Source organism: Brachybacterium sp. SW0106-09, assembly GCF_001293905.1.
GTDB classification, from domain to species: Bacteria; Actinomycetota; Actinomycetes; order Actinomycetales; family Dermabacteraceae; genus Brachybacterium; species Brachybacterium conglomeratum.
This window is the reverse complement of the sequence record NZ_BCAK01000016.1, coordinates 1-19,428: the sequence shown is the minus strand read 5'-3', so window position 1 is coordinate 19,428 and position 19,428 is coordinate 1. Positions and strand designations below refer to the sequence as shown.

At 73.2% G+C, this 19,428-nt stretch carries 20 protein-coding genes; 3 read left to right on the top strand and 17 right to left on the bottom strand.

What is annotated here, in order from left to right; all coding sequences use genetic code 11:
- Nucleotides 1–35: 35 nt before the first annotated feature.
- The 3 genes from Y09_RS08325 to Y09_RS08315 are packed head-to-tail and all read right to left on the bottom strand — an operon-like array spanning nt 36 to nt 4,382.
- Nucleotides 36–1,565, bottom strand: a complete 1,530-nt coding sequence (locus Y09_RS08325) for an alanine racemase (protein ID WP_053917297.1) — start codon at nt 1,563–1,565, stop codon at nt 36–38.
- Nucleotides 1,562–3,322 (bottom strand): FAD/NAD(P)-binding protein, encoded by a 1,761-nt coding sequence (locus tag Y09_RS08320; RefSeq protein WP_053917296.1) that lies wholly within the window; start codon nt 3,320–3,322, stop codon nt 1,562–1,564. The genes Y09_RS08325 and Y09_RS08320 overlap by 4 nt, the downstream gene beginning before the upstream one ends.
- Nucleotides 3,315–4,382 (bottom strand): pyridoxal-phosphate dependent enzyme, encoded by a 1,068-nt coding sequence (locus tag Y09_RS08315; RefSeq protein WP_082358707.1) that lies wholly within the window; start codon nt 4,380–4,382, stop codon nt 3,315–3,317. Before Y09_RS08315 ends, Y09_RS08320 begins: the two co-directional genes overlap by 8 nt.
- Nucleotides 4,383–4,651: 269 nt before the next feature.
- Between Y09_RS08315 and Y09_RS08310 the strand changes: the two genes are divergently transcribed.
- Both Y09_RS08310 and Y09_RS08305 read left to right on the top strand, forming a co-directional pair.
- Nucleotides 4,652–5,137: a pyridoxamine 5'-phosphate oxidase family protein gene (locus Y09_RS08310; RefSeq protein ID WP_010550703.1), complete on the top strand. Its 486-nt coding sequence runs from the start codon at nt 4,652–4,654 to the stop codon at nt 5,135–5,137.
- Nucleotides 5,138–5,477: 340 nt separating this feature from the next.
- A complete protein-coding gene (locus Y09_RS08305; RefSeq protein WP_053917295.1) occupies nt 5,478–6,209 on the top strand; it encodes a hypothetical protein in 732 nt (243 codons plus the stop codon).
- A 42-nt stretch (nt 6,210–6,251) separates the two neighbouring features.
- On the opposite strand, the gene Y09_RS08300 is transcribed toward Y09_RS08305, so the two are convergent.
- From Y09_RS08300 to Y09_RS08280, 5 genes are all read right to left on the bottom strand, one after another.
- Nucleotides 6,252–7,205 carry a permease prefix domain 1-containing protein gene (locus tag Y09_RS08300; protein ID WP_053917294.1) on the bottom strand — a complete coding sequence of 318 codons (954 nt, stop codon included), beginning with the start codon at nt 7,203–7,205 and terminating at the stop codon, nt 6,252–6,254.
- 1 nt (nt 7,206) lies between these two features.
- Nucleotides 7,207–7,554, bottom strand: coding sequence for a PadR family transcriptional regulator (locus Y09_RS08295; protein ID WP_053917293.1), 348 nt, complete (start codon nt 7,552–7,554; stop codon nt 7,207–7,209).
- 79 nt (nt 7,555–7,633) lie between these two features.
- Nucleotides 7,634–8,368, bottom strand: a complete 735-nt coding sequence (locus Y09_RS08290; RefSeq protein ID WP_053917292.1) for a class I SAM-dependent methyltransferase — start codon at nt 8,366–8,368, stop codon at nt 7,634–7,636.
- 83 nt (nt 8,369–8,451) lie between these two features.
- Nucleotides 8,452–8,889, bottom strand: a complete 438-nt coding sequence (locus tag Y09_RS08285; protein ID WP_281872287.1) for an ABC transporter ATP-binding protein — start codon at nt 8,887–8,889, stop codon at nt 8,452–8,454.
- Nucleotides 8,890–9,155: 266 nt separating this feature from the next.
- On the bottom strand, nt 9,156–9,620 hold the full coding sequence (locus Y09_RS08280) for a helix-turn-helix transcriptional regulator (RefSeq protein ID WP_053917291.1): 465 nt from the start codon (nt 9,618–9,620) through the stop codon (nt 9,156–9,158).
- Nucleotides 9,621–9,699: 79 nt separating this feature from the next.
- Between Y09_RS08280 and Y09_RS08275 the strand changes: the two genes are divergently transcribed.
- Entirely contained in the window at nt 9,700–11,154 is a 1,455-nt protein-coding gene (locus Y09_RS08275) for a NupC/NupG family nucleoside CNT transporter (protein WP_053917290.1), read from the top strand.
- Between the two features lie 70 nt (nt 11,155–11,224).
- Here Y09_RS08275 and Y09_RS08270 read toward each other — a convergent pair whose 3' ends face one another.
- The 9 genes from Y09_RS08270 to idi are packed head-to-tail and all read right to left on the bottom strand — an operon-like array spanning nt 11,225 to nt 18,161.
- Complete coding sequence (locus Y09_RS08270) at nt 11,225–12,112, bottom strand: prenyltransferase (protein WP_053917289.1); 888 nt, start codon at nt 12,110–12,112, stop codon at nt 11,225–11,227.
- Complete coding sequence (locus Y09_RS08265) at nt 12,109–12,417, bottom strand: lycopene cyclase domain-containing protein (RefSeq protein WP_053917288.1); 309 nt, start codon at nt 12,415–12,417, stop codon at nt 12,109–12,111. Before Y09_RS08265 ends, Y09_RS08270 begins: the two co-directional genes overlap by 4 nt.
- Nucleotides 12,414–12,761 (bottom strand): lycopene cyclase domain-containing protein, encoded by a 348-nt coding sequence (locus Y09_RS08260; protein WP_053917287.1) that lies wholly within the window; start codon nt 12,759–12,761, stop codon nt 12,414–12,416. The genes Y09_RS08265 and Y09_RS08260 overlap by 4 nt, the downstream gene beginning before the upstream one ends.
- A complete protein-coding gene (crtI, locus tag Y09_RS08255) occupies nt 12,758–14,473 on the bottom strand; it encodes a phytoene desaturase family protein (protein ID WP_148639586.1) in 1,716 nt (571 codons plus the stop codon). Before crtI ends, Y09_RS08260 begins: the two co-directional genes overlap by 4 nt.
- Complete coding sequence (locus Y09_RS08250) at nt 14,470–15,348, bottom strand: squalene/phytoene synthase family protein (RefSeq protein ID WP_053917285.1); 879 nt, start codon at nt 15,346–15,348, stop codon at nt 14,470–14,472. Before Y09_RS08250 ends, crtI begins: the two co-directional genes overlap by 4 nt.
- Nucleotides 15,345–16,229, bottom strand: coding sequence for a tryptophan-rich sensory protein (locus Y09_RS08245; protein ID WP_082358705.1), 885 nt, complete (start codon nt 16,227–16,229; stop codon nt 15,345–15,347). The genes Y09_RS08250 and Y09_RS08245 overlap by 4 nt, the downstream gene beginning before the upstream one ends.
- On the bottom strand, nt 16,226–16,414 hold the full coding sequence (locus Y09_RS08240) for a hypothetical protein (protein WP_053917284.1): 189 nt from the start codon (nt 16,412–16,414) through the stop codon (nt 16,226–16,228). The genes Y09_RS08245 and Y09_RS08240 overlap by 4 nt, the downstream gene beginning before the upstream one ends.
- A complete protein-coding gene (locus Y09_RS08235) occupies nt 16,411–17,583 on the bottom strand; it encodes a polyprenyl synthetase family protein (protein WP_053917283.1) in 1,173 nt (390 codons plus the stop codon). Before Y09_RS08235 ends, Y09_RS08240 begins: the two co-directional genes overlap by 4 nt.
- Complete coding sequence (idi, locus tag Y09_RS08230; RefSeq protein ID WP_234695674.1) at nt 17,580–18,161, bottom strand: isopentenyl-diphosphate Delta-isomerase; 582 nt, start codon at nt 18,159–18,161, stop codon at nt 17,580–17,582. The genes Y09_RS08235 and idi overlap by 4 nt, the downstream gene beginning before the upstream one ends.
- Nucleotides 18,162–19,428 lie beyond the last annotated feature (1,267 nt).

The following is a 19,428-nucleotide window of genomic DNA, read 5'->3' as shown; positions in this document are numbered from 1 at the left end:
CGTCCTTGCGTCAGCGTCGCGCTCACCTGCGAGAGTCAGATGGCCGCGGCGGATCCGGATGCCCGCTCGGCCGCTGGGGCGGACTCCTGCGCCCATGGCCGCAGTGGGGAGACGGCGTCGATGGCGTCGCGGCGGGGGCCCTGAGGACCGAGGACGACGTTCGAGGCCAGCGGGATCTGGTGGGACGCGCTCTCGAGGATGTGCATCAGGTACCCGGCAGTGTTCGGGAAGGCGAGAAGGTCACCGATCGCGACACCCTGCGGGAAGTCGAGCCGTCGACGCAGGATCAGCTCCGCCTCGATGCAGTACGCCCCGACGAGGAACGCGTGCAGCGGCGCAGAGCGTGGACCGTCGCCGGGGACCAGCAGCGGATCGACGAGGAAGTCGTCCGACGTGGATCGGCACTGGGTCCGATTCATCTCGAGCCCGACGAGCGGCACCCCATCGCTCGTCGTGGTGCGCTGCACGACGCGGGACAGCGTCATGCCGCATCCGTCGAGCAGCGCTCTGCCGGGTTCGCAGCGCAGCTCCAGACCTCGCTCCCTCAGCGCGACGGCTGCGGTCTCCCCGGTGGGGAGCCGTGTGCCCAGCACCTGGTCGAGCCACTCCCCGCGCACCGGTTCCTGGTGATACGGATAGACCTGGCGCAGGGGCTCCCCGCGCCACGTGACCGCGTCGGCGCCGTCGCTCGTCGACGCATCGTGCGCTGTCCAGAACGCATCCCACTGACCGCCGTCGTCGAGATAGGACATCGGGACGCCCCCGCCGATGTCGATGAACCGAAGGTCGTGCCCGAGGTCGCGCAGCGCATCGCCGAGACGGAGCGCCTCGTCGAGGGCCAGGGCGCGGTGCTGCGCGGCATAGCCGTGGAGATGGAAATGGACTCCGTCGATCCTGAGGCCGGCGGCGGAGGTCCGGGCGTGATCGGCCCAGTGCTGCCAGGTCGCCGCGGACTCCCCGAATCGTGTGGGGGCGACGCCGCTGGCCGGGGTCGGTGCGAGGCGGAGCGCGACGGGCTGCGGCCCACCGGTCGTGTTCTCCGCTGCGACCTGCAGGAAAGCCTCGGCCTCGTCGAGGTTGTCGAGCACCAGCACGACACCGGTGTCGCGGGCGAGGCGCAGCAGCTCCGGTGGCTTCACAGCGGCGGTCACCACGACGTCCTCGGGCGCGTACCCCTGGTCGAGCACCTGGGACAGCTCCCGGTGGCTCCCGACGTCCACCCCGTGACCGGCGCGTCTGGCGGACTCGACCAGGCCCAGGGTCTTGTTCGCCTTGCGCGCGACGAAGATCCTCAGCGGCACGCCGTGACGGGCGGCCGCGGACTCCAGCTCGGAGGCGTTGCGGGCCAGGGCCGAGAACTCGTGGACGTTCACCGGGCTGCCGTACTCCTCGATCAGTGCGGAGCAGGCTCGACGATCCGCCAGCAGCTCTCGCATCCACGGCTCGAGACGGGCGCTGAGCGGGGGGAGCCCGCCGCAGCGGCGTCGCAGGGCCTCGGTGTCTCCGGGCGGATGATCGGCGGTGGGGTCCGCCGCGGTCGAGGAAGAGGGGGCAGGTCTGGTCATCGCGAACCGATTCTCCGCTCGGGGGTGGTGGTCGTGGTCGGTCGGGGAGGGGCCGAGGGCTCGGCGTCGGTGCGGCGCAGTCTCGAGGTGATCCGCGCCGCCCAGAGACGGGGCTCGTCGTGGAGGTGCCGGTTCAGGGTGTCGTGTCCGATGACGTGGTCCTCCGTCGGGCGCCCGAGCAGGGCGACGCCCTCCTGCCGCAGGCTCCGGCCGCCGGGACGGTCCCCGGCGAGCGCAGTGCCGTCGTGATCCACGGCCGCGCCGCGGCGTGCCGGTCGCACCTCCACCAGCCCCTGGTCCACCAATGCTCGCGAGAGCGGGTCGAGGATCCCCACGATCCCCGGCGGCGCCAGCACGGCATCGACCACGACGTCCGGAGGGGCGTGACCGGGCGGGGCGCCCTCGATGCCCGACGCGGTGATCCGGGTCCCGGCGTCCACCCAGGAGAGGTCCAGCGCCCCGGACCCGATCATGGCCAGCAGCATCTCCGCGACCTCGAGGGGAGGGCCGAACGCGAACCTCTCGAGCACCTGGGAGGCCCGACGGAAGCGAGCCCATTCCTCGGCGGGGGCCGCGGAACCGCGGACCGCGAGCGTGAGGGGGCGGTAGAGCCCTGCCCAGACGCGTCCGAGGATCCATGCGGGGCCGGGGGCCCGTCCGCCTCGGCCGATCTCCACGCTCCGTCGCAGGGCGTCCTCGGCGTGGCCCGGTCCGCGGTGCAGATCCGGGTCGGATCCCGAGGCCAGTGCGCTTTCGACCGCCTCTCGCCCGAGGTGGGGATCCGTCCCCGTCGCAGCGAGGGCGGCCGTGGCGACGCCCAGGACGAGGTCGATCACGGCGTCGGGGCCGACGTCGGTCCGTTCGGTGGGGCCCAGTCGTCGAGATCCCTCGGCGACGGCACGGCTCACCCCGGCCGGCAGGGGGAGCCGAGGGTCGGGCTTCGCGTCCAGGAGGCGGCCGTGGCGCGCCGTGGGCAGGAGGACCAGCGGCTCCTCGGAGCCGCGCCGGTGGAGGAGGCCGGGGACGCCGTCGGCGCGCGGGGTGAAGCGCCCGCCGCGCTCGAGGGTGAGCACGAGGGCGGCGTCGATGAACGTCAGGGCGCTGCCGCGCAGCGCCACCCGCGCGCCGGGCGGGACGTCATGAGAACCCAGCATCTCCGCGGCGGGCAGCACCGCCGGACGCAGCGGGATGGTCGAGGACCAGGTGCGGGCCAGGGCACCGGAGTGTTCCGCGGCATGTCCGGTGGCGAGCAGGATCTCCTCCACCGGCGGGAGCGCGCCGTGGCTCTCGGTCACGATCTCCCAAGCCCCGGCCGTGCGCCGGAGCGACACCGCCCGATCGCTCACGGTCCTCGCCGTCACCCCGGTCCGGGCCATGTCCGCCAGCACCCGGCGCCACCGCGCATGGAGGTACTCGCCGACCACGGCGCGCGGCGGGTAGGTCGCGGAGACGAGGGTGGGATGAGCTGCGGCGACCCAGTCGCGGAACGACGGGCTCGTCCCGGTCGCCGGGACGTCCAGCAGAGCGGCGTCGACGTTGAGTCGCAGGGAGTGCGGTTGGGTGACGTCGTAGGCGGCGCCGGTCCCCTCGACCGGCCCCGGGGCGACCATGGTGATCTCGAGGGCTCGGAGGGAGTCGTGGCATGCGGCGTCGCTGAGCTGGGCGCACAGCTCCTCGAGCGCGAACAGCGCCTTGGGGCCGTCGCCGACGACGGCCAGGGAGAGCGGCTGATCGCTCGTCGGAGCGCCCTCAACCACGGCGGGCGAGGGTCCGCAGGGCCGTGGTCGCGGTGGCGACGTCGGAGGGACCGGCGTGCAGCGTCGTGCGCACCCAGCTGTCGTCGTAGACGGTGCCGAGGTAGGGGACGCCGCTGTCGTGGACGATCAGGGCGACCCGGCTCCCAGGGGCGAGGTCCGACACGAGGGTTCCCAGCGCGTGCACGATGCCTCCCGTCGAGGCGCCGGCGAGGATGCCCTCGCGCTCGGCGAGAAGGCGCGCGCCGACCACGCAGTCGAGCCCGCTGACGCGGACGACCCGGTCCGGGTCGACCGTGCGGGAGATGTCCGTGACCACTCCGGCGCCGAGGCCGGGCAGAGGGCGAGGGGCTGCGGTCCCTCCGAACAGCACGCTCCCTTCCGCGTCCACGGCGACCGTGGTCGTGTCCATCGAGGTGCGTCGGAGGTAGGCGCTGCATCCGGCGAGGGTGCCGGTGGTGCTCACCGCGACCATCAGCACGTCGAGCCGGTGGCCGGTGGCTTCGGCGATCTCCCGCATGGTCCCGTCCTCATGGGCGGCCGGGTTCGCAGGGTTGCCGTACTGGTGGAGGTTCACGGCCCCCGGGATCTCCGAGAGGAGTCGTTCGACGCGACGCAGTCGAGCTGTGAGGAGGTCGCCGGTCTCCGGATCGGGGTCCGTCACCATCTCGATGCGTCCTCCGAGGGCCCGGATCGCCGCGACGGCGGTCCCGTTCGTGCGCGAGTCCACCACGCAGACGAAGCGCACAGAGTGCTCGAGGCACACTCGCGCCAGAGCCACACCGAGATTCCCCGAGCTGGACTCGACGACCGTGCCGCCTGGGCGCAGTCTGCCCGAGGCCATGGCATCGCGCACCATCGCCAGCGCAGGCCGGTCCTTGGTGCTGCCTCCCGGATTGGCGGATTCCAGCTTTGCGAGGATCTCGATGCCGGACTCCGGGAAGAGCCGGTCCAGGCGGACCAGCGGCGTGCGGCCGATCGCGGCGGAGACCCCGACCGCGATCGACTCGCGGCCCGTCGTCCGAGGGCGCCACGCGCCGGAGCCTTCGAGAGTGGTGCTCATTCGCTGCACGTTACGGCACCTCGTGCTGTCCGAGCGCTCTTTCGGTCAGCTGCGCTTCGCCGGAGCGGTCGCGACACCCCGGACGCTGCATCGACCCAGCTCGAAGCGGTGGCGGTTCGCACGATGAACCGGTATCGCGAGGAGTCGGCGAGGAACCGAACGGTCGGCAGCCCTCCTCCCGCAGCGGAGATGGGTACGTTGCAGGGGTCGCGAGTCGTCACGCGGTGAAAGGCCACGATGGCGCAACCACCACGACAGGGAGGAACATCATGAACGGTATCGAGGAATTCGGACAGAGCGACGTCGTACGCATCCTGCGAGGGACAGAGCTGGTCATGCTGACCACCGCGCTCCGGGACGGTGCGCTGGTCTCCCATCCGATGACGATCCAGGAGGTGAGCGACGACGTGGACGTGCTGTTCTTCGTGGGCCTCGACAGCGGGCATGCCGAGGCGCTGAGGCAGGGATCGGCCGTGAACCTCGCGGTGGCAGAGGGAGGGACCTGGCTCTCGGTGGCCGGGAAGGCCGTTTTCGAGGACGACCGCGCTCGGATCCGGGCTCTCTGGACCGATGCGGCCGAGGCCTACTTCCCGGAAGGGCCAGAGGACGAGAACCTGGGCCTGCTGCGGTTCTCCGGGGACTCCGCGCAGTACTGGGGCGTGCCGGGTGGGAAGGTCGCCGCGGTCGCACAGATCGTGAGGGCGCGCCTGACCGGGGACCGACCTGCCGGCGGCACCGCGACCACAGATCTCTGAGCGCTGAGAGTCCGAGCCGTGGCGTCCTGGGAGCGGGAGGTGTCGACACGGGCAGCGGGGTGTTCGACCCGGGCGGCCCCACCCCGAGCCATCGGGCGGTCCGCGCTCGACCGACGGGAGCCCGAGCGGTGAACGCCCCGCCGGTCCGACCGGTCGGATCCCTGCTCTCGTCCCCGGGGTCGGACATAGCATGCGGGCCTTCAGACTCGACGACGAGGGAGGCGCCATGGCTGATGGCTCGGACGGCAAGGCGTCGACGCATGGCCCGGCGAGTCCCGGCCATGAGGCGCGACACCCGGTCCCCTCGTCCCGGGTTCCGGGCCGAGGCTCCCGGCTCCGGGTGCTCGACGTCGAGACCGGCCGCGCCACCGTCGTCCACGAGTCCTCCGAGCTGCTCCTCGAGTCCGTGAGCTGGCCAGACGGGGGAGAGACGCTGATCGTGAGCGCAGGCGGCGCGCAGTGGGGCATCCCCGTCGGGGGAGGGGAGCCGCAGCGGCTCGGCCCGGCCCCGGCCCCGGCGGACCCCGTCGACGGAGCGACCGGGGCCGCAGGGGGCGGGCTCGACGAGGTCGTCCTCACCCGCGTCGGCGCGTGTCGGCTCGTGGACGGCACCTGGATCCCCCCGCGGGTCGTCCGCGTCCCCGGCGCCGGAGGGGGTCCGGCCGCTCCGGCCGACCGCGGTCGCGATCCCGGAGCGGCCCCTGATCCGCCGGGCGCCGCGCACGGCGGCTGGGCCGTCTTCGATGCGGAGAGCGACCCCGCCGCGCCGGGACATTCGCAGCTGTTCCGCATGCGACCCGACGGCACCGGGATCGAGCAGCTCACCCACGACGAGCGCGTGAACCGCTTCCCGCAGGTCTCCCCGGACGGTCGGCTGGTCGCCTACGTCAGCCGACCGCCCGGGGAGGAGGGTGCAGGCGGTGCCGACCCGCTCCTGCGGCTGTGTGCGGTGGACGGGTCGGGAGGGCGCGATCTCGCCCGTCTCCACGGCGTGCCGGGGACCGCGGGCGGGCACTGCTGGTCCCCGGACTCCCTCCACGTGGTCTGCCTCGATCGTCCGCAGGCGGACTGATCCCCGGCGGGCGGAGCGGGCCGGCGACGGCCGGCGCGCCGCTCAGCGGCGCCGGTCGCGGAGCGTCTTGAGCCACCCGTCGACCACGTCCCAGGCGGCGACCGCGAGGATCGAGACCACCAGGATCACGCCGAGGGTGTGCATGGACTGCGCGTCGATGTCGCCGGAAGTGTGGGCCAGCTGGAGCAGCTCCGGGCTCAGCAGCAGGTCGTTCGCGAAAAGGGCCAGCGCCCAGCCCGCGAAGAGGAGCGCGAGGACGGTGTTCGCCACGGCGAGACCCGTGCTCCAGCGGCCCCTTGCGTGCAGCACGATCGCGTGGACCATCTCGGCCAGGACGATCGCGACCAGCAGCAGCGTCCACAGCGGCCACAACCCCGGGTGCAGGGCCGGCAGCCAGTCGCCCTCGACGCGGACCAGCCCGATCAGCCGGTCCCAGCCGAGCGCGGCGAGCACGAGCCCGAGGAACACGAGGGAGGCGATCAGGTCGGCGCGGCCGGTGCCGGACTCCTTCGGCTCGGGCAGGTCCTCCACGCTCCACGTCTCGGCGGCGTCCGCGCCGGTGCGCTCGAGGATCACGAACACGAGCGTGGTCCAGAAGGCCACGTGCACGGCCGCGGTGAGCGCGGTCGAGATCGCCTGGCCGATGATGGTCCCGCCGTCGGCGCCGATCAGCGCCTGGGACAGGCCCACGCCGACGAAGGCGCAGGCCGGGACGATCCACAGCAGCAGGATCAGCAGGCGTCGCCAGGTGAGATAGTGGCGCGGCCCCAGCAGGTGCAGGGGTCGGTCGGCGTAGCCGGCGGCGAGCACCGCGGGGTCGCCGAGGCCGGTGAGGACCTCGCGCTCGGCGGCCTCGGGGTCCTCGCCCTGTTCGGTGCGGGCCTCGACGGCATCCGCGATGGAGGCGGCGAGCTCGGCGCGCACGTCCTCCTGGGACTCGGCGGGGAGGGAGCGGATGGTGGCGCTGATGTAGCGCTCGGTCAGGGTGGCGGACATGTCAGGACTCCTCGTGCGCGGGGTCGGGCTCTGTGAGGGAGGAGAGCGACTCGGTCAGAGCGCGCCACTCCTGCTGGAGGGTCTCGGCCAGGCGGATCCCGTCGGCTGAGGTGGAGTAGAACTTCCGCGGCCGGGACTCCTCGGTGTTCCACTCGCTGGTGAGGAAGCCCTGCTTCTCGAGGCGCCGCAGCAGCGGGTAGAGGGTGTTCGCATCGGTGGGCAGGCCGTGGGAGTCCAGCCGTTCGAGCAGCGCGTAGCCGTAGCCGGGCTCGCGCAGCAGCTGCAGGCAGGCGAGCACGACCGTGCCGCGTCGCAGCTCCTGCAGGTGGGTGCCGACAGCATCGCTCATGCCCCACACTATAGTGTGTGAGACACAGTGTTGGCTAGGGGATAATGTCGTCCGAGGTCCGGAAGGGCGTGAGCGGTGCTCAGCCTGCGCGGCGCGCGGAGAAGCGATGCAGCAGCTGCGGGGAGTGTCCCGGGGCGACGCCGTGGACGCGGTCGAGCTCGAGCAGCTCCGGCAGCGGGTCGGCGCGCACGTCGACGAAGCCCGCCTCCTCCCAGGCCGCGCAGATCCGCTCCACCCCGGCGCGGGCGAAGGCGAGCTGGTCCACGGCCTGCGCGTCGTAGGCCTCGGCGAAATGCTCCTGGCGCGGGGTCGCGGGCGGCGCACCCCCGTCGTCCTCGGGCTCGAACCACTGCCCGTCGATCGCGACCAGCGCGCCGCCCGGGCGCAGCAGCTCGTGCCAGCGCCGCAGCGCCGTCGGGGCGTCCCGCAGCGTCCACAGCAGATAGCGGGAGACGATCGCGTCCATGCTGCGGTGCGGGAACGGCGGATCCGCGGCGTCGGCCTCCAGGAAGGTCGGAGGGTGCGGATGGCTCTCGAGCTTCGCCCGCGCCTGCGCGAGCATGCCGGGGGAGAGGTCGATGCCGGTGACGTCGTAGCCGTCGGCCGCGAGGAGGAGGGCGACGTTGCCGCTGCCCGTGCCGAGGTCGAGCACCTCGCGCGAGCCGGGCGGCAGCGCGGCGCCGAAGGCCCGCGACCAGGCCTCGCGCTCGCCGGGCAGGGAGAGCCGCGAGAGCTGGTGCTCGTCGTACTCGGCGGCCCAGCGGGTCCAGTAGCGGTTCCAGGCCTGTTGGTCCTCGGCGGCGGTGCGGGTCATCGGGGCGGCTCCAGGGATGGTCGGGGCAGTTGCGGCACCGGGGGCGCCAGGGCGGTGGTCGTCGGGTCGACGGGGCCGACGGGTCAGCCGTGGCCGTCGTCCGCGGCGTCGTCCGGGCCGTGGAAGAGGAACTGGGTGGTGCCGTCGGCGGCGAGGGCGCGCTCGGCGGCGACGGCGTAGGTCGCGCCGACGAGTCCCACCTCGAGCGCCTCGACGGGCGAGCCCTCGGCGCGCACCCGGCCCCCGTCCAGCACGATCACGCGATCGCAGTAGCGGGAGGCGAGGTTCAGGTCGTGCAGCACCACCACGGTCGCCAGCCCCCGCGCGCCCACCACCTCGAGCACATGGTGCTGGGAGCCGATGTCGAGGTGGTTCGTCGGCTCGTCCATCAGGAGCACACGGGGCTGCTGGGCGAGGGCGCGGGCGATCAGCACCCGCCGCTTCTCGCCGCCGGAGAGCAGGCCGAACTCCCGTCGTGCCAGATGCAGGGCGCCGGCGCTCTCCAGGGCATCGGTCGCGATCTCGAGGTCCTCGCCGCCGGTCCCGCCGAAGGCGCCGGAGTTACGGCGAGGAGCAGCGCGGAGCGTCGGGCGCGCGAGCGGACCCCGAGCGCGTCGGGGGAGGGGCCGGTCGCGGGGTGGGCGGCCGGCAAGGCGCCGGCCTGGGCGTTCGCCGGGGTCGCCGAGGCAGGGGCTGAGGACGTCACTTGCACGAACCTACAAGTATCGCCGTTTGGCCGGGCGGGCCGTGCCCGCGGTTGCCCGGGCTCGCCGAGCGGTGTGCGGTGTCAGGCGTTGGGGCGCCGACCGGAGCCCTCGTCCGCGCTCGGTCCGCCGTGCGCGTGGTGCCCGTCGTGTGCGTGGTGGTGCGGGTGGTCGACGTCGTCGAGGTGCCCGGAGCCGAGCTCGTGCAGCAGGTCGTGGGCGAAGCCGCTCGCCAGCTCGTAGCGCACCACGCGCCCGGTCCGCACGGCGTGCACCCACCCGGCCTCCCGCAGCAGTGCGAGGGCGTGGGAGGTGGTGGACTCGTGCGCCCCGATCGCCCGGGCGAGGTCCGAGCTGCGGATCAGGGGATGGGCGTGCAGGCAGAACAGGATCCGCAGGCGACGCTCGTCGGCCAGCAGCGCCATGCGCGCGGCGAGCTCGCCGAAGCAGTCCTCCTCGGCGAGCAGGCTGCGCAGCTCCTCGACCAGCTGCTCATCGTCGAGGACCTCGGAGGAGGTCCTCACGTGGGCGGGGCGGCCGGGGCTCATGGCGCACACGGTACCGGTCGCCCCCTACACTGTCGCCGTCGACCGCGCCCCTGTCCCCGACTCTCTGCGAGGTGCTGCGATGCTCGACGTCCTCTGGGGCATCGGAGGGATGGCAGGCCTCCTGCTCATCGCCTTCGCCCTGTCCGGCAACCGCCGTGCCATCCGCCCGCGCACCGTCGTGGGAGCCTTCGCGCTGCAGCTCGTGCTGGGGGTGATCGTCCTGTACTGGGGCCCCGGCCGATGGGCGCTGCAGCAGGTGAGCGCGGGATTCCAGGCAGTCATCGACACCTCCTCCGAGGGGATCTCCTTCCTCTTCGGCGGGCTGCTGCCGGCCGAGGGCGAAGGGACGATCTTCGCGCTGCAGGTGCTGCCGGTGATCATCTTCTTCGCCTCGCTCACCGCGGTGCTCTACCACTGGCGGATCCTGCCGTGGATCGTCCAGCTGCTCGGCGGCGCCCTCGGCAAGCTGCTCGGCACCGGCTACGGCGAGTCCGTGAACACGGCCGCGAACATCTTCCTGGGGCAGACCGAGGCGCCCCTGGTCATCCGCCCCTATCTCAGCAGACTCTCCCGCTCGGGCCTGTTCGCGGTGATGGTGGGCGGTCTCTCCACCGTCGCTGGCTCCGTGCTGGTGGGCTACTCCCTGCTCGGCGCCCCGCTCGAGTACCTGATCGCCGCGAGCTTCATGGCCGCTCCCGGCGCCCTGCTCATGGCCAAGATCCTCCTGCCCGAGGACGATCCCGAGGCCGTCGCCCGCGAGGCCGAGCTGGTGGCCGCGACCACCCGCAGGAAGGGCAAGGGCATGGCGCCGGCGGCCGACGGGACCGCCGCAGCCGACGACACCGCTGCGGGGGCCGGCACTGCCGCGGCCGACGGGACCGCGCCGATCTCCGCGACCGCCGTCGACTCCGCCGCGCGCTCCGACGCCGCCGCGACGTCCGATGCGCCCGCCCCCACCGGGGGCAGCTCGTCGGCCGCGACGTCGGCGGAGGACGACGAGGAGGAGGACACCCTCTCCTACAGCAACGTCATCGACGCCGCCGCCGGCGGAGCGGCCGACGGGCTGCGGCTCGCCCTGACCGTGGGCGCGATGCTGCTCGCCTTCATCTCCCTGATCGCGCTGATCAACCTGCTGATCGGCACGGTCGGCGGCTGGTTCGGCGCCGACGACCTCACATTCCAGCAGATCCTGGGCTGGGTGTTCGCGCCGATCATGGTGATGATCGGGGTGCCGCTGGACGAGGCCGTCGCCTCGGGCAGCTTCGTGGGGCAGAAGATCGTGGTCAACGAGTTCGTGGCCTTCGCCGGCTTCGGTCCCGAGATCGACACCTTCAGCCCCAAGACCGCCGCGATCACGAGCTTCGCGCTCACCGGCTTCGCGAACCTCTCCTCGCTGGGGATCCTGCTGGGCGGGCTCGGCGGACTCGCCCCCGAGCGTCGCCCCGAGATCGCGCAGCTCGGCCTGAAGGCGATCCTCGCGGGCACGCTCGCGAACCTGATGAGCGCCACGATCGCGGGGATCATGCTCGGCTGATCGCCGTCGGCCGTCGGCGTCGATGCTGTTCCGACGCCGACGCCGACGCCGACGCCGTCCCCGCCTCGGCTCAGCCGGTCAGCGCGATCACGAGCAGGAGCTGCGTGAGCAGGAAGCCGCTGAGCAGGTTCAGGCGCAGGAAGCGGCGCCAGGCGGCGTGGGCGCGCTCCGAGTCGGCATCGGACAGGGAGCGGAAGGGCCAGGCGCTCGCGAGATACGGCAGCACCAGCAGCCCCGCGAGCGCTGCTGGCCACCCCGTGACCATCATCAGCACGCCGGCCGCAGCGTAGAGGCACAGCACCAGGCGCACCGTGCGCGTCGCACCCAGGACGGTCGCGATCGAGCCGATCCCCGCCTCGCGATCCGGGCGGATGTCCTGCACCGCGCCGAGGGCGTGCGAGGCCATGCCCCACAGCAGGAACGCCGACAGCGCGGCGACGGCTGTCGCGCCCACCGGGCCATCGGCCAGCACCAGGCCGAACGCCGCCGGTCCCACGAAGTGGACCGCCGAGGTCAGCGAGTCCAGGCCGGGACGCTCCTTGAGCCGGAGCCCGGGCGCGGAGTACCCGACCACCCCGGCGAGCACGACCAGCAGCACCGTCCCGGAGGCGAGACCGCCCAGCACCAGCAGCGCGACGACGAAGGGCAGCGACCCGAGCCCGGCCGCCCACAGCGTCGTGCGGTGGACGCGCCGGTCCAGCACGATCCCCTCCACCCCGCCCTTGCGGGGGTTGCGCAGGTCCGACTCGTGGTCGAAGACGTCGTTCACCCCGTACATCAACAGGTTGTACGGGACGAGGAAGAACACCGTGCCCACCAGCAGCGCCGCGTCGACGCCCCCGCCGGCCAGCAGGTAGGCGGCGGCGAAGGGGTAGGCGGTGTTGATCCAGCTCAGCGGGCGCGAGGTGCCCAGAAGCTGGGGCAGCGTGCCCGGTCTCGGGCCGGACAGGACGCTCATCGCTCCTCCTCGGGGGTCAGCAGCAGCCACAGCGAGGGCAGCAGCAGCCCAGCCGCGAGCGGCCAGGCGAGGTCCTCGAGCGGGGCGAGGAGGAGCCGCACGCCCAGCAGGTCCTCCTCGGCGTAGCGGAACAGGTCCGCCGCGATCATCAGCGAGTCGAACACGACCGTGAGCACCAGCAGCACCGCGATCGTCACAGCGGTGGTCAGCCACCAGCGCGGTCCGGGCCGGCGCCGCACGGCGGCCAGCACCGTCACCAGCAGCACGGGAAGCAGGAAGAGCCCGGCCAGGGCGGCGTAGCTCATGATTCCTCCCGTCGGGCCGGGGACTGCCGTCCTCGACCGAGCAGCAGATCCACGAGCCCCCACACCACGAGCGTGACATAGCAGAGGAAGGTGAGGAACACGAGCTCCTCGAGCGGCAGCTCGGGACCCAGGAGGATCCCGCTCATCAGCGGACTGCCGCCCATCCGGTAGTGGCCCGCCGCGATCGCCGCGAGGTCCCAGGCCAGGAACAATGCGACCCCGGCGAGGAGCACCGTCGCCGCGCGGCGCGGGGCCTGCCACAGGGCGAGGCGGAAGCGCCGGTCCAGCAGCACCATGCAGGCCAGCGCGGTCAGCAGGCACAGCAGGTACACGATCCCGCTCATTCTCGCGCCCCCACGACGCGCTCGGATTCCGGCAGCGGGGACGAGGAGCGGTCGCCGCGCAGTCGCTTCGCGACCAGCTCGGCGCTGATCAGGCACATCGGCAGTCCGATCCCGGGCAGCGTGCTCGAGCCCGCGTACAGCAGCCCCTCCACCCGCCGCGAGGCGTTGCGGGCCCGGAAGAAGGCGCTCTGGCGCAGGGTGTGGGCGGGCCCGAGCATGCTCCCGGACCAGGCGCCGAGGTCCTCCGCGAACTCCCCAGGGCCGATCGTGCGGCGCACCACGATCCGCTCGGCGAGATCGGGGATCCCGGCCTCCGCGGCCAGGCGTGCGATCGCCTCCTCCGCGATCTCCTCGATCGCGGGATCACCGCTGCCGTCCACGCCACCGCGTCCCAGCGACGCGTCGGCCGGGACGGGGACCAGCACGAAGAGGTTCTCGTGACCGGGCGGGGCGACCGACGGATCGGTCGCGGAGGGACGGCACACGTAGCTCGAGGCGGGCGAGGGGACCCGCCCCTCCCGCAGAGCCCCGAAGTTCTCGTCCCAGTCCCGGGTGAACAGCAGCGTGTGATGGGCGAGCTCGGGCAGGGCCCCGCGCACACCAAGCAGCACCAGTACCGCGCCGGGGCCGGGAGTGCGGCGGCTCCACCAGGAGGCGGGATAGGTCTGAAGGCGCCGCGGCAGCAGTTCGGTCTCGACGTGGTGGAGGTCGGCGGTCGCGACGACCACGTCGGCGCGCAGCTCGCGCACCTCCCCCTCGGCCGTGCGGATCTCGACCCCGCGGGCCGCGGCGCGGCGGCCCGGCCCTCCGCCGAGGTGCGCACTGCGCTGGCGCCCGCCGCGGTGGTCCTCGGTGAGGACCCAGGTGGCTCGGGTGCCGGTGTGCAGGCGTGCGCCGTGACGGACCGCGAGCCGCGCGATGACGTCGACGAGCTCGGTGAAGCCGCCCTGGGGGTACTGCACCCCGCCGGTGAGGTCCAGGGCGCTCATCAGGTGGTACATGCTCGGAGTGCGGTCCGGGGAGGAGCCGAGGAAGACAGCCGGGTAGCCGAGCACCTGTCGCAGGCGGGGGTCGCGGAACCGGCGCGCGACGAAGCGGTCCAGCGGCTCGGCCAGCAGGCGCAGCAGCTGCGGGCCGCGGGCGAGCACGGCGGGGTGGAGCAGCGACCGCGGCGAGGTGAACGAGGTGTACAGGAAGCGCTCGAGAGCCATGTCGTAGGTGCTCGCGGCGGAGTCGAGATAGCGGGCCAGGCCCAGCCCCGCCCCGGGCTCGATCCGCTCGAAAAGGTCGGCATTGCGGGCGGCGGAGGCGCTCAGGTCCAACGGCTCCTCGTACCCCTCGCACAGGACGCGATACGCCGGGTCGAGAGGGCGCAGGTCCAGCTCCTCGGCCGCCGAGGTGCCCAGCAGGCGCAGGAAGTGATCGAACACCTCGGGCATGAGGTACCAGGAGGGGCCGGTGTCGAAACGGAACCCGTCGCGCTCCCAGCTGCCGGCGCGGCCGCCGAGCTCTTCCCGCGCCTCGATCAGGTCCACTTCGTGGCCGTCCCGGGCGAGCAGCGCCGCGGTGGCCAGGCCCGAGATGCCGCCGCCGATGATCACGGCCGACGGGCGGGACCCGTCGGGCGCTCGGCGGGATCCGTCCGCCGGCGACCCGGAGGCGGCGGCTCGGGGTGGTGACCCGGTGCCGGGATTCGTCGTCCGCCGGTTCATCGGGCCGCTCCACGGCGCGCCGCGAGCAGGGCGCGGGCGATGACGAGGGCCTTCTCCGGCTCCGGCACCCGCACGCGGGTGCGGCGGATCCGGGCCGCGGGGGTGCGGCGCAGTCGACGGGAGAGCGCCGAGTAGAGGCCGTGCGCGGCGGTGACAGCGGCGCGGCTCGAGGAGGGGAGATGGGGCAGCGCGGTCGCGGCGCGGGCGAGGTCGGCGTCGATGTCGTCGAGCAGCAGGTCCCGCTGCGCGTCGTCGAGGCGGTCCACGTCCACCCCGGGGACGTAGTCGCGGCCCAGGCCGTCGTGATCCTCGGCGAGGTCGCGCAGGAAGTTCACCTTCTGGAAGGCGGCGCCGAGCGCGATCGCCGCGGGGGCCAGGCGCGCAGCTGCCGCCTCGTCACCGTCGACGAAGACTCGCAGGCACATGAGGCCCACCACCTCGGCCGACCCGTGCACGTACTGCGCGAGGCTCTCAGGGTCGTGGGCGGTGACGGTGAGGTCCGCGCGCATCGAGCCGAAGAAGGGGTCGATGAGCTCCGGGCCGATGCCGTGGCGGCGTGCGGTGATGGCGAAGGCCTGCACGACGAGGTTGGTGGAGCGGGTGCCGCCGACCGCGCGAGCGGTCTCGGCGGCGAGCTCCTCGAGGGCGCGTGCCCTGGCGGCCGGGTCGAGGCCCGAGTCGGGGTCGTCGACGATCTCGTCGGCCAGGCGGACCAGGGCGTACAGGCTGCGAACATGGGTGCGCACGGGTTCCTCGAGCAGGCGCGTCGCCCAGCCGAAAGAGGTCGAGTAGCCGGCGATCACGCAGCCGGCGCTGCGCTGCGCGACCCGGTCGTAGAGGGTCAGCGCGTCCGGGGCGAGGCGCTGCGCGCTCATCGCGCACCACCGTCGGAGGGCCGCACCCCGGCGGGACCGTGCCCGTCCTCGAGGCGCCGGGGCGGCCGCAGCACGGCGAACAGGGTCGCCAGGACGATCACCGCGGCGACAGTCGCCGCGGCGGTCGCGACCACCGGCGACGAGGGCGCCTCGGTCGCGCGGCCGACCGCGATCCAGAGCAGACCCCAGACCACCGCCGCGGGCGCGGCGACCGGGCGGCGACCGGCCCGGGTCAGCGCCACGCCGACCACGGCCACCGCGAGCAGCACCATCACGGCGAGGACCTCGGGAGCCCCGAAGCCCGAGAAGCCCGCGCCTTTGAGCGCCGCCGCGATGTTCGCACAGGTCGCGACGCTCACCCAGCCCAGATACAGCCCGAAGGTGCCGTCGACGACGACCCGCTCGACCGCCCCGGCAGGAGGGCTGGCCGTGAGACGACGGAACAGAGCGCCGAGCACGATCAGCAGCACCAGGATCACCAGCACGCTCAGCGCGACCGCTCCGGCCTGGACAACGAGGATCCAGGCGGCGTTCAGCAGCAGCGAGGCGATCGTGAGGCCGGCGATCCCGCGGTGGTCGTGCCGGTCCCACCACTGCCACAGCGTGTACGCGCCGAGCCCCAGGTAGATCACCGACCAGATCCGGAAGGCGGGGGGCGCGGGAGCGAGGTGGGTCGCGTCGGCGGAGAGCAGGCCGCCAGCGGCCTCGTCGATCGGTGCTCCGCCGAAGGCGCCGACACCCACGGCCGTGCCCGCCATCGCGAGTAGGAAGGCCAGGGTCACCGCGAGGTGCCGGCCCAGCGGGCGGGGGCCGGTGCGCCGTCGGCCCTCCCGGCGGCGATGCGCGGCGGCCGAATGGTCGGGGGTGCTCGCGGCGGTCATGCGGACTCCTCGTCGTCGACGGTGGGTGAAACGGCGCCGGGCCCTGCGCGGTAGGGCGCGGGGGCCCCGGTCCCGGCTGACACCGCGGTGGCTTCAGTCGCCGCCGGCACGAGTCGGCCGACGATGTACCCGCTCGCGCCGGTGACGAGCACCAGCGGGGCGTCGGGACCGGCGGAGCCGTTCATGCGCTGGCTCGCTGCGAGGCGGCGTCACGCTGTGCGGCGGCGCTCTGCGAGCAGGCGGCCGCGACGGGATCGGGCCCGGTCGGCTCTCCTCCCGACACGTCCGACGGCAGCAGCAGCTCGAGGCCGGCGTGGATCTCCGCGATGGTGGCGGCGAGAGCCTCGCTGAACGCGGGCGGGAGGTCGTGGCGTGCAGCGGCGTCGACTGCGCTGGACAGATGCCATAGGGCGAGCTCTTCGACCCAGACGCGCGATCCGCTCGCGGCGAGCAGGTCACGGGCGCTGCGCGCCTCCTCGTCGGTGAGGTCCTCGCGCCCCAGCAGCGTTCTCAGCTGCGACCAGTGAGCGGTGGTCGCGGCGTGGGCGACGAGGGCGGTCCGCTTGCCCTCCCGCAGGTCCCCCAGCGCGCTCTTGCCGGTGCGCTCCTCGTCGCCGAAGACGCCGAGGAGATCGTCGACCAGCTGGAAGCCGATGCCGAGCAGAGCACCGATCGCGTCGAGCGCCTCGAGACGGTCCGGCGACGCGTCGGCGAGCAGTCCGGCGGCGTGGAGGGGGAGCTGGAAGGAGTACACCGCCGTCTTCAGCTCGGCGACCGTCAGCGCCTCCTGCAGCGTCTCCGGCCGCTCGGCGGGCCGGAGCGGCAGCTGCACATCGGCGATCTCCCCGGCGGCCGAGGCGTGCAGCGAGCTCTCCATCAGGTCCAGGAGAGCGGCGACCACGGGGGCAGGCGCCGAGCATCCGGCCACCGCGCGCAGGGCCGTGATCAGGCCGAGGTCGCCTGCGAGGATCCCGGCAGCATCGCCGACCCGGCGTGCGGTGTGCGCGGTGGCACCCCCGCCGCGCACTTGCGCGGCCACGGAGGCGGGGAGGCTCGGGGCGCCGCGCCGCATCTGGTCGCCGTCGATCACGTCGTCCTGGACCACGAAAGCCGTGTGCAGGATCTCGACCGCCGCCGCGACCTGGATCGCGGCCTCGTGCCGCGAGCCTCCCAGGGAGTCGTGGGTGGCCAGCAGGAGGGCGGGCCGGAATCTCCTTCCGCCCTCGGTGGCCTCGCCGAGCGCGTTCCACAGCAGATGGTGGTCCGCGGAGGCCACTGCGCCCCCGAGCGCGGTGCCGCGACGCAGGAGACGTCTGATCTCGTGGTCGACGCCAGGAGGGCAGGGGATGCTCATGAGGTTTCTGCCGGAAGACGTCCGAGCCGGTCGCCCAGCTGCTCGAGCTGCGCGACGGCCCAGGGGCTGAGCGTCCACGGCGCCAGGCGTGCGAGCGCGGCGAGCTCGTCCGCTGTCACCCACCGCAGATCCATGACCTCCTCGGGTGAGGGCACGGGCTCGCCCTGGGGGATCGCGGTGAAGACGGGGCATATCTCGTTCTCGACGATGCCGGAGGCGTCGACGGCGCGATACCGGAAGTCGGGCAGGGCCGGCCGCACCTCCCGCACCTGGAGACCGAGTTCACCGGCGGCATGGCGGGAGATCGCCTCCTCGAGGGACTCACCCTGGCGTGGGTGGCCGCAGAACGCGTTCGTCCACACTCCGGGCCAGGTGCGCTTCGAGAGCGCCCGGCGCGTCAGCAGCACGGCCCCGTCCTCGCGCACCAGGTGGCAGGAGAAGGCCAGATGGAGCGGTGTGTCGATGGAGTGGACGGTGGCGCGGGGGGCCAGCCCGCGGGGGGAGCCGTCGGAGTCCAGCAGGATCACATGGTCCTCGTCAGCCGTCCCGGCCGTTCGTGTCGCAGCGGTGCCGATCACGGCGACCTCCCGTTGTCCGTGGTGACGTACGTAGCCAGGCTATCGACTTCGACCCTAGCATCCGCCCAGAGCATAGTGCGGCAATGTCACCGACCCGAAGAGCATGCGGGCGAACCTGCTGATGAAGTACAGGAAGCCCAGCATCCCCTCGCCGGCTCGCGGGGCGGCGCCCTCGGGGCGGGCGAGGATCGTTCCGGTGTCGGTGGAGACCGAGCCCGGGATGGGGCCGCAGCCTGAGCCGGGGAGGCCGACGCCCTCGTCCAGAGGTGTGCGGCCGATGGTGTCTCCTCTCGCGACCTGCCGTGCGGCGGGGCTGAACTGCGTTGTTCGAGATCCTGCGGAGGAGAGGAGTCACCGTGCCGCGAGTGCTGCGCGGCATGCGGAGCAGGGATGTGCGGGTGGTGCCGGGCCCTGCGTTGCGGGGCTCCCCGTGGGGGCCTCGGTGACCGCGCCGCCCGCCGTGCGGGGCCGCCACAGTGCGTAAAGGGGGAACCCCGCGGGAACCAGCTGACAGTTGCTGCAGCAGGGGATGCGGGCAACGATGACGTCGCAGCGGGGGTGAAGAGTGCGGGGTCGCGTGATCTGGCCATGTCAAAGGGGTGACTCACGGGTGGGTCACGATCCGCTCCGATGCGGGACGGTCATGGACCGCAGCCCGTGCGGGCACGGAGACCGACGATGACTCCTCCCTTCGGAGAGCTGGTGCCCCGTACGGGGACACTCGCCACGGAGGAGCTGATCGCACGGGCCGACGAGCAGAGGGAGGGGCGCGCGGTTCGCGCACCCCGGCCCGTAGCAGCATGACATGGGCGCAGAGCGACACGTTCGTCATGCCGACCCGAGGGCCGTGAGAGAGGACGAGGATCGAGAGCATCCGGCGAGCAGGGGAGCGAAGCGGTCGGCAGTCGCAGGATGCGATGCGGGGTCACGGGGCGGTGGGCTGTCAGGCATCTGGGGGGAGCGCAACGGCATCGAGACCCTGGCCGAGCACCGAGCCGGAAGGGCGCTGGCTCGTTCCAGGACGAACGCCGGAGCGGGACGACGCCGGGGATCAGGAGGCTGGCGCAGCGGTACGAGCGGACGGGCAACGTGGACGCCAACGGTCCGAGGGGCGCCGGCACCGGGGATGCCCTGCGCAGCATTCACGAAGATCTCCTGGGAGCACCGGGGCCGCCTCGGAGGCCGCGACCGAGGCACAGGAGGAGACTTCCGCAGGGCGTAATGGGCAATGTGGTCGAGGCCACCTCGAAAAGGGCCGTTCTGGCTT